Origin of the sequence: Roseomonas sp. HF4, from assembly GCF_005222755.1 — a bacterium.
Classification (GTDB): Bacteria; Pseudomonadota; Alphaproteobacteria; order Acetobacterales; family Acetobacteraceae; genus Neoroseomonas.
Window position 1 is genome coordinate 166,452 of record NZ_STGD01000004.1, and the last position, 14,122, is coordinate 180,573.

12 protein-coding genes are annotated in these 14,122 nt (G+C 72.0%); 10 read left to right on the top strand and 2 right to left on the bottom strand.

The genetic code is table 11. The features are described 5' to 3' along the window. The first annotated feature begins 22 nt into the window (after positions 1 to 22). A complete protein-coding gene (locus E8M80_RS08195; protein ID WP_137125192.1) occupies positions 23 to 850 on the top strand; it encodes an aspartate dehydrogenase in 828 nt (275 codons plus the stop codon). A gap of 132 nt (positions 851 to 982) precedes the next feature. Here E8M80_RS08195 and E8M80_RS08200 read toward each other — a convergent pair whose 3' ends face one another. Both E8M80_RS08200 and E8M80_RS08205 read right to left on the bottom strand, forming a co-directional pair. Beyond that, entirely contained in the window at positions 983 to 2,584 is a 1,602-nt protein-coding gene (locus tag E8M80_RS08200) for an alkaline phosphatase (protein WP_206035592.1), read from the bottom strand. Between the two features lie 239 nt (positions 2,585 to 2,823). Next, complete coding sequence (locus E8M80_RS08205; protein WP_137125193.1) at positions 2,824 to 4,029, bottom strand: acyltransferase; 1,206 nt, start codon at positions 4,027 to 4,029, stop codon at positions 2,824 to 2,826. A gap of 265 nt (positions 4,030 to 4,294) precedes the next feature. Between E8M80_RS08205 and rpsB the strand changes: the two genes are divergently transcribed. The 9 genes from rpsB (at position 4,295) to bamA (ending at position 14,104) form a co-directional block, all read left to right on the top strand. Continuing rightward, positions 4,295 to 5,134, top strand: coding sequence for a 30S ribosomal protein S2 (gene rpsB / locus E8M80_RS08210; RefSeq protein WP_137125194.1), 840 nt, complete (start codon positions 4,295 to 4,297; stop codon positions 5,132 to 5,134). Between the two features lie 66 nt (positions 5,135 to 5,200). Continuing rightward, the gene (gene tsf / locus E8M80_RS08215) at positions 5,201 to 6,139 is read left to right on the top strand and encodes a translation elongation factor Ts (RefSeq protein ID WP_137125195.1); all 939 of its coding nucleotides are present in this window, start codon (positions 5,201 to 5,203) and stop codon (positions 6,137 to 6,139) included. Between the two features lie 138 nt (positions 6,140 to 6,277). Next, positions 6,278 to 7,006 carry a UMP kinase gene (gene pyrH, locus E8M80_RS08220; protein WP_137125196.1) on the top strand — a complete coding sequence of 243 codons (729 nt, stop codon included), beginning with the start codon at positions 6,278 to 6,280 and terminating at the stop codon, positions 7,004 to 7,006. A gap of 13 nt (positions 7,007 to 7,019) precedes the next feature. Continuing rightward, entirely contained in the window at positions 7,020 to 7,586 is a 567-nt protein-coding gene (frr, locus tag E8M80_RS08225; RefSeq protein WP_137125197.1) for a ribosome recycling factor, read from the top strand. Between the two features lie 72 nt (positions 7,587 to 7,658). Then, positions 7,659 to 8,402, top strand: a complete 744-nt coding sequence (uppS, locus tag E8M80_RS08230) for a polyprenyl diphosphate synthase (protein WP_137125198.1) — start codon at positions 7,659 to 7,661, stop codon at positions 8,400 to 8,402. 71 nt (positions 8,403 to 8,473) lie between these two features. After that, positions 8,474 to 9,256 (top strand): CDP-archaeol synthase, encoded by a 783-nt coding sequence (locus tag E8M80_RS08235; protein ID WP_240789947.1) that lies wholly within the window; start codon positions 8,474 to 8,476, stop codon positions 9,254 to 9,256. Then, positions 9,253 to 10,434 (top strand): 1-deoxy-D-xylulose-5-phosphate reductoisomerase, encoded by a 1,182-nt coding sequence (gene dxr, locus E8M80_RS08240; protein WP_170979277.1) that lies wholly within the window; start codon positions 9,253 to 9,255, stop codon positions 10,432 to 10,434. The genes E8M80_RS08235 and dxr overlap by 4 nt, the downstream gene beginning before the upstream one ends. Positions 10,435 to 10,464: 30 nt before the next feature. Further along, entirely contained in the window at positions 10,465 to 11,565 is a 1,101-nt protein-coding gene (gene rseP, locus E8M80_RS08245; protein WP_170979278.1) for an RIP metalloprotease RseP, read from the top strand. Positions 11,566 to 11,815: 250 nt separating this feature from the next. Further along, positions 11,816 to 14,104: an outer membrane protein assembly factor BamA gene (gene bamA / locus E8M80_RS08250; protein ID WP_240789948.1), complete on the top strand. Its 2,289-nt coding sequence runs from the start codon at positions 11,816 to 11,818 to the stop codon at positions 14,102 to 14,104. Positions 14,105 to 14,122 lie beyond the last annotated feature (18 nt).

Consider the following 14,122-nt stretch of genomic DNA (forward strand, 5'->3'; position numbering starts at 1 on the left):
GGCCGTGCTACCGCCGCCCGGCATGGACACGGAGGCACGCATGGCGGGGGAACTGACGGTAGGGATCGCGGGGCTGGGCGCGATCGGGCTGCATCTGGCGCGCGCTCTGGACGCCGGCGTGCAGGGGCTGCGGCTGGCGGCCGTGTCTGCACGGGACCTCAAGAAGGCGCAGGCCAATGTCGGCGGCTTCAAGGTGCCGCCCATGGTCGTCTCGAACGCCGAGCTTGCCGCTTGCGACGTGGTGGTGGAAGCCGCCCCCGCCGCGGCCTTCGAGGAGATCGCGACTGCCGCCATCGAGGCGGGACGCATCTTCGTCCCCAGCAGCGTCGGCGCGCTGCTGCCGCGGATGCACCTGGTCGATCGCGCGAAGCAGACCGGCGCGCGGATCGTCGTGCCGACCGGCGCGCTGCTCGGCCTCGATGCCGTGCGCGCAGCGGCGGAAGGCGAGGTCGAGAGCGTGACGATCGAGACGCGCAAGCCGCCCCGCGGGCTGGAGGGCGCGCCCTACCTGAAGCAGAACGCCATCGACGTGCTCGCCATCACCACGCCCACGCGCATTTTCAAGGGCAATGCCTTCGACGCGGCGCAGGGCTTCCCCGCCAACGTGAATGTCGCGGCCGCGCTGGCGCTGGCCGGCATCGGGCCGGAGCGCACCATGGTCGAGATCTGGGCCGATCCCGCCCAGACGCGCAACCAGCACACGATCCGCGTCGAGGCCGCGAGCGCCCGCCTGACCATGACGATCGAGAACGTGCCCAGCGCGGAGAACCCGCGCACGGGCAGGATCACGCCGCTGTCGATCCTGGCCTGCCTGCGGGGGCTGACCAGCACGCTCAAGGTCGGGTCCTGACGGCGGGGGAGGAGGAAACTTCTCCCCCCCACGGGTCCCATCGACGCTGCCCAGCAACGACGACGGGCGCTCGTTCCCCCCCAACCTTCGCGGGCACCAGGTGCCAAAGAAGGGAGGGGGTCCGGGGGAGGTTCATCCTCCCCCGACCTTCACTTCGGCCCGCCCGGACTCCACAACGAACCGCGCCGCCGTCTCCCGCGCCGCCCCGTCCCGCGTCACGAAGGGCACCGAGACGAACTCGGTCGTCATGCGCCCGGGTCCCGCCTCGCTCACGCAGTAGCCGCGCCGGGCGTGGAAGAAGGCGATGTCGGGGTTGCGGCTGCGGATCTCCTCGCCTGCCGGTGTCGTCTCGGTGCCGTCGCCGGCGCTGGTGATCGAGGTGGCGGTGAATTCCGTCGCCACCGGCGCGCCGCCTGGCATGCGGCGGATCGTGGCGGCGAGCGCGACATGCACGTCGCCGGACAGCACGATGGGATTGGGCGTGCGGCGCTCCGCGATGCCGTCGAGCAGCCGGTGCCGCGCCGCCGGGTAGGCGTCCCACTTGTCCATGGAGATCGCGCCGCCGCGCAAGTCCCGCCGCATCATCGGCACCTGCTGGGCGATGATGTTCCAGCGCGCCGGGCTATCCGCCAGCCCGCCCAGCAGCCAGCGTTCCTGCTCCGCGCCCAGCATCTGCGCATCGGGTCGGGACACGTCGGGGCAGGCCGGCTTCGCGCCGTCGCCGCAGGGCTGGTCGTCGCGGAACTGCCGTGTGTCGAGAACGTGGACGCGCGCCATGGTCCCGAAGTCCAGCCGGCGATAGGCCGTGATGTCGGGCCCGCGCGGCATGGCGGCGCGGCGCAGCGGCATGTGCTCGTACCAGGCCTGGAAGGCGGCGGCCTTGCGCAGGACGAAGACCTCGGGCGGGACGATGACGGGGAAACGGCCGCGGCCGTCCTCCTCGCTGACGTCGCCGGCCCAGTTGTTGTCCACCTCGTGGTCGTCGTAACTGACCAGGAAGGGGTGGGCGGCGTGCGCCGCCTGCAGGTCGGGGTCGAGCCGGTACTGCGTGTAGCGTTGGCGATAATCCGCGAGGGCGATCGTCTCCTGGCCCAGATGCGAGCGCACGACCGGCCCCCAGCCGCCCTGGCCCGGCGCTCGGCCGCCGTATTCGTAGATGTAGTCCCCGTAGTGGAAGACGAAGTCGAGGTCGGGCTCGGCCGCGATGTGCCGCCAGGCGGTGAAATGGCCGTGCTCGTAGTGCTGGCAGCCGGCATTGACGAAGCGCAGCCGGGCGGGCGCGGCACCCGCGGCGGGCGCGGTGCGGCAGCGGCCGGTGGCGCTGGCCTCGCCGGCGATCCGGAAGCGGTAGAACCAGGGCCGGCCCGGCGTCAGGCCGCCCACCTCCACATGTACCGCATGGGCCAGTTCCGGCCGCGCGAGCGCGGTGCCGGCGGCGGCGATGCGCGCGAAACGCTCGTCCTCGGCGACCTCCCATTCGACGGCCAGGGCGGCGCGCGGCAGGCCGCCATCCGGGGCATGGGGTTCGGGGGCGAGGCGCGTCCAGATCACGAAGCCGTCCGGCGCGGGTTCCCCGCTCGCGACGCCGAGGGTGAAGGGAAAGCCGCGGAAGGAGGGCTGGGCCAGGGCGCGCCGCGGCATCGGCCCGAGCGCGGCCAGGGCGGCGAGCCCTGCGGCGCCACGCAGCGCCCCGCGGCGGGAAAGGTCGAGGATGTGCCGGCGCAGGCTGTCCACGGCGTGCCCCTGGGTTGCGGCACAGCCCGCGGCGTGCCTGTCCGGCGCAGCCTGCGCGACGCCGGCCGGCGGCGCCAGTCGGTGTTCGCGCCATGTCGCCGCAGCGACCGCGCCGGGGACGCCGGACGAAGGGGGGCAGGATGGCACACGGTCCCCTTCGGTGGCTGGCGGTGGCCGTCGCCTTCGGCGCATGGCGGCGCCGGCGGCGCGCCGTTCGGCCGACCCGGCCCGCCACGGCCTCAGGCCGCCAGGGGCTGGGCGGGGCGCGGCGCCTTGCCGTCGCGGGCCTGTGCGCCCGACCGGCGCAGGAACCGGCTTTCGAACCAGCGATGCGATGCGGCGGCGAGCGCCAGCGTGACCGCCATGGCGACGAAGAATAGCCCGATCCGCCCCGGGACGCCGAAGGCAGCAAAGGGCAGCAGGGCCTGCAACGCCATCAGCACCGGCAGGTGGAACAGGTAGCCGCCATAGGAAACCCGGCCCATCGCCTGAAGCCCCGGCACCCGGCACGGCGCCAGTGCCCAGCGGCGGCCTGCCAGGATGGCCAGCAGCGCGGCTGCGGCGGCCGAGACCGGCAGCAGGTAGACCGTAACTTCCCGCCCGTCGCCCACCAGGATGCCGGAGACGATGTTGCGCAGCGCTTCCGTCCCCACCCCGTGCCGGGCGATGCCGAGCGCGAGGAAGGCGCCGACGTGGGCGACCGCGATCAGGGCGGCCGCGGCCGCAGCGAGGTGCGCCGCGCGCGGCCGTATCGCGCCCGCATGCCGCGCGAGCGCGATCAGCGCCCCCGCCGCGAAGGCGTCGAAATGCGCGGGCGCGAGGGCATAGGCCGCGAAGGCCGCGCGGCCTTCGCCCCAACCGGCGCCGAGCGCGGCGGTCGCCGCAACGTGGCGGATCGCCGGCGCCGCGACGGCAAGCACGACCAGGGCCCAGACCATCATCCGCCGCGAAGGCAGCAGCAAGACGAGAGGCAGCACCAGGTAGAACTGCTGCTCCACGGCAAGCGTCCACAGATGCCCGAAGCCCGTCCAGGCTTCCGGCCCGCTCCAGTCGACCAGGATCATCCGCATGTTGAAGGTGAAGGTGGCGAGCCATGGCAGGTCCTGGATCCAGCCCCGATGACCGGTCCAGGCAAGCCATCCGACGGCCAGGCCGAGATAGGCGAAGTAGAGCGGCCAGATCCGCAGGGCGCGGCGGCGGTAGAAATCCCGCACGGCTCGCGCGGCCGACCGCCCCCGCCCCTGCGCAAGCCAGGAGGTGGTCACGGCGAAGCCCGAGATGACATAGAACGCCCAGACGCCCATCCATCCAAAGGGCAGGATGCCCGAATGGATGGCGACCACCGCCGTCATCGCGATGCCCCGCAGGGCATCGACTTCCGGGATGTAGCCAGGCGCTCTGAGCTGCGGCCCGGCGGTAATCGGGATGGACGGCGCTTGGTCCATTCCACCCTGCTAGGGCGTGTCAGGACCCGGGCGCAATGAAGGCGCCAAGAAACTCTTCGCGTCATCGCAGCTGGCGTTCGGGGCTCGGGCGCCGGGCTTGCCCCCGCCGGCACTTTCCGCCATACCCCGCCCCGCCGGACGGGGGCGACCCCGCCCGGTAATTCGCACGCGGCGCACCCTTCCCATACCAGGCAGGGTCCGGTCCCCGGAAACGGGGGAATGCGCCGCGGAGGCCCAACCGGACTACAGGAAGGAGGCTCGCCCCATGGCGATGCGTGAAGTTTCCCTGCGCGCCCTGCTCGAGGCAGGCGTTCATTTCGGCCACCATACGCGGCGCTGGAACCCGCGGATGGCGCCTTACATCTTCGGCATCCGCAACCAGGTCCACATCCTGGACCTGCAGCAGACCGTGCCGCTCATGGAGCGTGCGCTGAAGGCCGTGCGCGACACCGTCGCCGCCGGCGGCCGCGTGCTGTTCGTCGGCACCAAGAAGGCGGCGGCCGACTACGTGGCGGAAGCCTCGACCCGCTGCGGCCAGTACTACGTCAATCACCGTTGGCTTGGCGGCATGCTGACCAACTGGAAGACGATCACGGGCTCGATCAAGCGCCTGAAGCAGATGGACGAGCGTCTGGGCAGCGACACCAGCGGCCTGACGAAGAAGGAAGTCCTGATGCTGACGCGCGAGAAGGAGAAGCTCGACCGCGCGCTCGGTGGCATCAAGGAGATGGGCGGCCTGCCCGACATCATCTTCGTGATCGACACCGTGAAGGAGAAGCTCGCGATCGAGGAGGCCAACAAGCTCGGCATCCCCGTCATCGCCGTGGTCGATTCCAACGCCGACCCCGAGGGCGTGACCTACCCGATCCCGGGCAACGATGACGCGATCCGCGCCATCACTCTGTATTGCGACATGGTCGCCTCCGCCGTGCTGGACGGCATCTCGGCCGAACTCCAGGCGTCGGGTGTCGATGTCGGCGCGGCCGAGGACCTGGCCCCCGAGGCGTTGCCCGAGGTCGAGGCCGAACTTGAGGCCCCGGCCGCCGAAGCGGCCCCTGCCGATGCGACCCCTGCCGAGGTCGCGCCCGAGCAGCCGCAGGCCTGAGCCTTGCCCGCCGGGGCCCTCGCGGCCCCGGCACCTTCCTTCACCTGGCAACCACGGAGCATTCCGATGGCCGAGATCACTGCGGCGATGGTTCGCGAGCTGCGCGAGAAGACCGGCGCGGGCATGATGGACTGCAAGAAGGCGCTCGTCGAAGCCGCCGGCGACATGGAGGCGGCTGTCGACTGGCTGCGCAAGAAGGGCCTGTCGGCCGCGGCCAAGAAGTCCGGCCGCGTCGCCGCCGAGGGTCTGGTGGCGGTCGCCTCGGCGCCGCGCACGGCCGCGATGGTCGAGATCAACGCCGAGACCGACTTCGTCGCCCGCAACGAGCACTTCCAGGCGTTCTGCGCGGCGGTCGCGGAACTCGCGCTGACGGTCGGCGACGACATCGAGGCGCTGAAGGCCGCGCGCTACCCGGGCTCGATGGACCTGGTCGAGGGCGGCACGGCCTTCCGCACGGTGGCCGAGCAGCTGACCCACCTGATCGCGACGATCGGCGAGAACATGTCGATCCGCCGCGCCAAGCGCCTGCACGTCGAGCAGGGCACGGTCGCGACCTACGTCCACTCGGCGGTCAAGCCCGGCATGGGCAAGATCGGCGTGCTCGTGGCGCTCGAAGGCGCGTCCGAGGCCGCCGTGATGGAGACACTCGGCCGCCAGATCGGCATGCATGTCGCCGCCGCCCGGCCCGAGGCGCTCGACGTTTCGGCGGTCGACCCGGCGGCGCTGGTGCGCGAGCGCGACGTGCTGAGCGAACAGGCCCGCGCGTCGGGCAAGCCCGAGGCGATCATCGAGAAGATGGTCGAGGGCCGCATCCGCAAATACTACGAGGAAGTGGTGCTGCTGGAGCAGGTCTGGGTCCATGACGGGGAGACCCGCGTGAAGGAAGTGGTGAAGAAGGCCGGCGCGACCATGACCGGCTTCGCGCGCTTCCAGCTTGGCGAGGGGATCGAGAAGCAGGCATCGGACTTCGCGGCCGAGGTCGCGGCCGCTGCCGGCCAGGGCTGAGGCTTCCGGGCGCCGCATGGCGCCCGGGCACCGGCGCGGGCGGGCGCTTCCGCCCAGCGCCGCCTTATTGTCGCCCCCCGGGGCCGGCCAGTATGGTGCGGCCCCCACCCCTCCAGCCGGATGCGTGAACCCCCGAGCATGAGCGACAAGCCAGCCTACAAGCGCGTCATGCTCAAGGTGTCGGGGGAAGCCCTGATGGGCGAGCGCGACTACGGCCTGGACACCGCCGTCTGCCGCCGCATCGCCGAGGACGTGAAGGGCGTGGTCGACCTTGGCGTCGAGGTCTGCATGGTGATCGGCGGCGGCAACATCTTCCGCGGCGTGGCCGGCGCGGCCGCCGGCATGGACCGCGCCCAGGCCGATTCGATCGGCATGCTCGCCACCGTGATGAACGCGCTCGCCATGCAGTCGGCGCTCGAGAAGGCGGGGGTCTCGACCCGCGTCCAGAGCGCCATCCCCATGACCAGCGTCTGCGAGCCCTTCATCCGCCGCCGCGCCGTCCGCCACATGGAGAAGGGCCGCGTGGTGATCTTCGCTGCCGGCACGGGCAACCCGTTCTTCACGACCGACACCGCGGCGGCCTTGCGGGCGGCCGAGATGGCCTGCGACGCGCTGCTCAAGGGCACCCAGGTGGACGGGGTGTATTCCGCCGACCCGCGCAAGAACCCGAACGCGGAACGCTACGTTACGCTCACCTACCTGGACATGCTGGCGCGGGACCTCGCGGTGATGGACGCTGCCGCGATCAGCCTAGCGCGCGAGAACCACCTGCCGATCATCGTCTTCAACATCCACGAGCCCGGCGCCTTCACCGCGGTGATGAAGGGCGAGGGTCGCTTCACCACGGTCCACGAGGACCGGCACTGACAGGGAGGGGCTTATGGCCGCCGACTTCCAGGCCCTGAAGCAGGACCTGACGCGCCGCATGGACGGCGCGATGGAGACGCTGAAGAAGGAATTCCAGGGCCTGCGCACGGGCCGCGCCAGCCCCGCGCTGCTGGAACCCATCCGCGTCGAGGCCTATGGCTCGGTCACGCCGCTGAACCAGGTGGCGAACATCTCGGTCGCCGGGCCCGGGCTGCTGTCCGTGCAGGTCTGGGACAAGGCGGTCACCAAGGCGGTCGAGAGCGCGATCCGCGAGGCGAACCTCGGCCTCAACCCGCAGGCCGAGGGCCAGGTGATCCGCGTCCCCCTGCCGCCGCTGACGCAGGAGCGCCGCAATGAGCTCGCCAAGGCCGCCGCCCGCTACGCCGAGAGCACCCGCGTCGCGATCCGCGGCGTCCGCCGCGACGGCATGGAGCAGGTCAAGGGCTGGGTGAAGAAGCACGAGGCCAGCGAGGACGAGGCGAAGCGCGCCGAGGACGAGATCCAGAAGCTCACGGACCAGTACGTGAAGCAGGTGGACGCGACCCTCGTGGACAAGGAAAAGGACATCCGCACGGTCTGACGACGGGCGGCAGCGGAGGGTTTCCTTGGGCACAGGCAGGCGCGCGGCCGGGCGGGCAGGGGTGGGGATGGCATGAGCGCCGCCTCCGAGGCCGTCGCCGCGCCCGCCGCGCCGGCGGATGGGCCGCTGCATGTCGCGATCATCATGGACGGCAACCGCCGCTGGGCGCAGCGGCGCGGCCTGCCGGTGGCGCTCGGCCACAAGGCGGGCGCGGAAGCGGCCCGCCGGACCGTCGAGGCGGCGGCCGAGCAGGGCGTGTCCTGGCTCACGCTGTTCGCCTTCTCCTCCGAGAACTGGCGCCGCCCGATGGAGGAGGTCTCCGCCCTGACCGGGCTGCTCCGCCTCTATCTCCGGAGCGAGGTCGCGAGCCTGGTGCGCGAGGGCGTGCGGCTGCGGGTCATCGGCGACTATTCGCGCTTCGGCCCGGAGATGGCGCGCTCCATCCTGGCGGCCGAGACGGCGACCGCGGGCGGCACCCGTCTCAACCTGAACGTTGCGCTCTCCTACGGCGCGCGGGACGAGATCCTGGCCGCGGTGCGCGCCGCCGCCGCGGCGATCGCCGAAGGGCGCCTCGCCCCCGGCGCGCTCGACGCGGCAGCCTTCGGGCGCCTGCTGCATACGGCGGGGATGCCCGATCCCGACCTGATCGTGCGCACCTCCGGCGAGCAACGGCTGTCCAATTTCATGCTCTGGCAGGCAGCCTACGCAGAATTCGTGTTCCAGGACGTCCTCTGGCCCGACTACGGGGCGGAGCACCTGGCTGCCGCAATCGGCGATTTCCGGCGGCGCGACCGGCGCTTCGGAGCCCGGCCCTGAGCACGACGGCCGGACCGGCCGCGGCGCCGCGGCGCTGGCGGGACCTGCGCAAGCGCTTCCTCTCGGCGCTGGTGCTGGGCCCGGCGGCGCTGGCCTGCATCTGGCTCGGCGCCACGCCATGGACGCTGCTGATCGCGCTGGCCGTGGCGCTGCTTACCTGGGAATGGGTGCATCTCTGCGGCCTCAGCACCCGCGTTCTGCCGGGCCTGGCGGTGCCAGTCGCGGTGCTTGCAGCGGGCATCCTGGCGGTCGCGGAACATCCGCGTGCGGCGCTGGTCGCGCTGCTCGTCGGCTGGGCGCTGACCTGGTGGACGGCGGCCCGGATGCGCGATGCGGTGGCGCCGCGGCATCCGGCGGGCTGGCTCGCGGCCGGCGTGCTCTACATCGGCCTCGCGGGGATCGCGCTGATCGAGCTCCGCCACGACAACCAGGCGGGACGGGCCAACGTGCTGTTCCTGTTCCTGGTGGTCTGGGCGTCGGACATCGGTGCCTACATGGCCGGACGGGCCTTCGGCGGGCCGAAGTTGCTGCCCGCGGTCTCGCCCAACAAGACCTGGTCCGGGGCCGCCGGAGGGCTGGCCGCGGCCGTGCTCGTGGGCGTCGCGGCGGCGGCCGTTCTGGCGCCGGGCGGCGCGTCCCGAGCGGCCGCCGTCGCGGCCATGCTGGGCGTCATGGCGCAGGTGGGCGACCTGGTCGAAAGCTGGATCAAGCGGCGCTTCGACGTGAAGGACACCTCGAGCCTCATCCCCGGGCACGGCGGGCTCCTCGACCGGCTGGACGGCGTGATCGCGGCCGCACCCGTCGCGGCGCTGCTGGCCTTCATGCTCGGCCAGGGGCAGCCTCTCTGGCGATGACGCGATCGGTCACCATCCTCGGCTCGACCGGCTCGGTCGGGCGCAGCACCGTGGCCCTGCTGGACGAGGCGCCGGCCGGCGCCTTCCGGGTGGAGGCGCTGGTCGCGAACCGTGATGCGGCGGGGCTGGCGGCGCAGGCGCGGCGGCTTCGGGCGCGCGTCGCGGTGGTGGCGGACCCCGCGGCCTGGCCCGCGCTGCGCGACGCGCTGGCCGGCAGCGGGATCGAAGCGGCGGCCGGCGAGGACGCCGTGCTGGCCGCCGCCGACCGCCCGGCCGACTGGACCATGGCGGCGATCGTGGGCGCCGCCGGGCTGCCGGCGACGCTCGCCGCGCTCGGCCGCGGCGGCGTGCTGGCGCTGGCCAACAAGGAAAGCCTGGTCTGCGCGGGGGAGATCGTGCTGGCCGCCGCGCGCCGGTCGGGCGCCACGCTGTTGCCGGTCGATTCCGAGCACAACGCCATCTTCCAGGCGCTCGAATCGCGGGGCGGCGGCGCGGACCCCTACGCCACGGTCGAGAAGATCGTGCTGACCGCCTCCGGCGGGCCCTTCCGCACCATGGCGGTCGAGGCGATGGCCGCGGTCACGCCCGAGGCGGCGATCCGGCACCCGGTCTGGTCCATGGGCGCCAAGATCAGCATCGATTCCGCCACCATGATGAACAAGGGCCTCGAGCTCATCGAGGCGGTCCGCCTGTTCCCGGTGCCCGAGGACCGCATCGAGGTGCTGGTCCACCCGCAATCGACGGTCCATGGCCTCGTGCAGTACGCGGACGGGTCAGTGATGGCGCAGCTCGGCACGCCGGACATGCGCACCCCCATCGCCCATGCCCTGGCCTGGCCGGCGCGCATGGCGGCCTCGGTGCCGCGGCTCGACCTGGTCACGCTGGGGCGGCTCGAGTTCTTCGCCCCCGATCCCGTGCGCTTCCCGGCGCTGCGCCTGGCGCGGGAGGCCTTGCGGGCGGGCGGTGGGGCGACCACCATATTGAATGCTGCGAACGAGGTTGCGGTCGGGCTGTTCCTCGGCCGGCGCCTCGGCTTCCTGGAGATCGCCGCGGTGGTCGAGGAGACGCTGGCGCGCCTTGGGGCGCCGGACGCGTCGGGCCTCGGCGCCATCCTGGCACTGGATGCGGCGGCACGGCTTGAGGCGGCAAGGATCGCCGCGGACCGGGCGGCGGCCTGACGGCCGTTCCGCCCAAGACGGAACCTGACGATGGATTTCCTGCCCGACCCGTTCCGCACCATCCTGGCCTTCCTGGTGGTGCTGGGCGTGCTGATCTTCGTCCACGAACTCGGCCATTACCTGGCCGCGCGCTGGCGGCGCGTGCATGTGGAACGCTTCTCGATCGGCTTCGGCCGCGCCATCGCATCGTGGCAGGACAAGCGCGGCTGCGAGTGGCGCGTCGGCTGGATCCCGCTCGGTGGCTACGTGAAGATGCACGGCATGGAGCATGCCGGGGACACGCAGCCCGAGCCCGGCAGCTTCCGCCCCGGCGAGAGCTTCCATGAGAAAAGCGTGGGCGACCGCGCGATCGTCGTCGCCGCCGGCCCTGCCTTCAATTTCCTGCTCGCCGCCGTGCTGTTCGCGGTGCTGTTCGCGACCGTCGGGCGGCCGGTCGGCAGCACGGCGGTGCAGACGGTCGTCGCGGGTTCGGCCGCCGAGCGCGCGGGCCTCCAGCCCGGGGACCGCATCCTGGCGTTGGACGGGGAGCGCGTTTCGCGGTTCGAGGACCTGCAACAGCACGTCCAGCCGCGTGCCGGCCAGCCGATCGAGGTGCTGGTCCGCCGCGGCGAGAGCGAGGTGAAGATCGTCGCGACGCCCGCGGCGCGGCCGGAGGACGGGCGCGGCATGCTCGGCATCACCGGCGGCGTGCTCGAGCGCGAGCGCCTCGACCCGTTCAGCGCGATGGTCTCCGGCACTTGGCACATGGTCTCCCTGTCCGGCCAGACGCTGACCGGGGTCTGGCAGATGATCACCGGGCAGCGCGGCTCGGAGGAGATCGGCGGGCCGCTGCGGATCGCGCAATTGTCAGGACAGGTGGCGGAGATGGGCGCCGTCTCGCTGCTCACGTTCATCGCGCTGCTGTCGATCAACCTCGCGCTGATCAACCTGTTCCCGATCCCGATCCTGGATGGCGGGCACCTGGTGTTCTACGCGGCCGAGGCCATCCGCGGCCGGCCCTTGACCGCGCGGGCCCAGGAATACGCCTTCCGCGGCGGCTTCGCCCTGCTCATCACTCTCATGGTCCTGGCCACATGGAACGACCTGACGCAGCTCGGCGTGGTGCGCTGGGTGACGGGGCTGATGGGCTGAGCGACCGTTTGAGAGTGCGCCTTCGGGCGCGTTCTGATGTCCGGCACCGCCCGCATCCCCGCCCCCCACGACAATATCCTGGACGGGTGGCCGGGTTGGGGTGCGGACCGGTGCCGGCATTGTCAAACGGTCTCTGACGACCGGCGGCCGTCCCGGCCAAACGCGCCCCCGATGGCCGGGGGTGGCGGGGGGGTGGCGGCTCGGCTAGTGTGCGGCCCCTTCGTCAGCCCCCAGATCAGGTGCCGATTCGTTGTCCAGGCTGCGCACCCTCCTCCTCGTCCTCGCCACGCTCGCGATGGCGGTTCCTTCCTCGGCGCAGGCGCCGGGACGCGTCGCGGCCATCGAGGTGCAGGGCAACCAGCGCATCGAGGCCGACACCATCCGATCCTACATGCTGGTGCAGCCCGGTGAGCCGGCCGACCCCGACCGGCTCGACCGCAGCCTGCGCGCGCTGTTCGCGACCGGCCTGTTCCGCGATGTCGAGATCCGGCCCGAGGGCAACCGCGTCATCGTGCGCGTGGCCGAGAACCCGATCGTCAACCGCGTCGGCTTCGAGGGCAACCGCCGCGTCACGAGCGACGCGCTGCGGAGCGAGGTGCAACTCCGCCCGCGCGGGGTCTTCACGCCCGCCGCGGCGCAGGCCGACCGCCAGCGCATCCTCGAGATCTACGCCCGCCGTGGCCGCTTCGGCGCGAGCGTCGAGCCCAAGATCATCGAGCTCGACCAGAACCGCGTCGACGTGGTGTTCGAGATCACCGAGGGCGAGGTCGCGCTGGTCGCGCGCATCAACTTCGTCGGCAACCAGGCCTATTCCGACGGCCGGCTGAAGGAGATCGTGGCGACGCGGGAGCAGGCCTGGTACCGGCTGCTCTCGTCCTCCGACACCTACGACCCCGACCGCCTGACCTTCGACCGCGAATTGCTGCGCCGCTTCTACCTGCGGCAGGGCTATGCCGACGTGCAGATCACCGGCGCGGTGGCCGAACTGGCACCCGACCGCAGCGGCTTCTTCATCACCTATACGATCGAGGAAGGCCCCCGCTACCGGATCGGCACGATCGACGTGACCAGCACGCTGCGCGGCGTGGACACCGACGCGCTGCGGCGCGAGCTGCCGGTCTCGGCCGGCGACTGGTACGACGGCGACGCCGTGGAGCGCGCCGACAACCTGCTGACCGAGGTGCTCGGCACGCGCGGCTTCCCCTTCGCGAATGTCGAGCCGCGCGTGACGCGCAACCGCGAAGCCGGCACCGTCGACCTTGCCTTCGAGATCAGCGAGGGCCCCCGCGCCTTCGTCGAGCGCATCGACATCACGGGCAACACCCGCACGCAGGACCGCGTGATCCGCCGCGAGTTCCGCGTGGCGGAGGGCGACCCGCTGGTGGTGAACCAGGTGCGCCGTTCGCGCGACCGCATCCGCAGCCTCGGCTACTTCTCGGACGTGCAGATCAACACGACGCCGGGCTCGGCGCCCGACCGCGTGATCCTGAACACCCAGGTGACTGAGCGCGCGACCGGCGAATTCACCATCGGCGGCGGGTTCTCGACCGATGCGGGCCTGCTGGCCGACATCGGCCTGCGCGAACGCAACCTGGTCGGCACCGGCATCGATGCCCGCGTCAACCTGACGCTGGCGCAGCGGCGCAGTCAGGTCGACCTGTCGGTGACCGACCCGCAGTTCCTCGAGCGCAACCTCGCGGCCGGCGCCGACGTCTTCCTCGTGCAGCGCGACCTGCGCGAGACCTCCGGCTACCAGGAGCGGCGGGCAGGCTTCGCGCTCCGCATGGGCTACGAGATCAACGAGCGGCTACGCCAGTCCTGGGCCTATTCGCTCGTGGACCGCGACCTCTATGACGTCGATCAGTTCGTGTCGCGGTTCATCCGCGAACAGGAAGGCCGGACCCTGCTCAGCCAGGTCTCGACCACCCTGACCTACGACCGCCGCGACAGCCGCATCCAGCCGCGCGACGGCTACGTGGTGCGCGTGGGCGCGGACTGGGCGGGCCTCGGCGGCGATGTCTCCTACGTCCGGTTCCGTGCCGACGGACAGTATTACATCCCCTTCGAGCGCCTGCTGGGCGACCCCGAATACGTGCTCGTGCTCGCGGCCGGCGCTGGCTATCTCTCGCCCTACGGCGACAAGGACAGCCGCATCGTCGACCGCTTCTTCCTGGGCGGCGAGAACCTGCGCGGCTTCGCCCTCGGCGGGGCCGGGCCGCGCGACGTCTCGACCAACGACAGCCTTGGCGGCCAGACGCTCTGGACCTCCTCGGCCGAGTTCCGCTTCCCGCTGCCGATCCCGTCCGAACTCGGCTTCATCGGCCGGGCCTTCGTGGATGTCGGCGCCTTGACGGGGCTGCCGTCCTCGGTCACGGGACCCGAGGTGCGCGACGACTCCGACCCGCGCGTGGGCGTCGGCATCGGCATCTCCTGGCGCAGCCCGATCGGGCTGATCAACATCGACCTCGCCCAGGCGGTGGTGAAGAAGGACTACGACGAGACGCAGGTCTTCCGTCTCGGCTTCGGCACACGTTTCTGATCGAAGGAGGCCGCACCA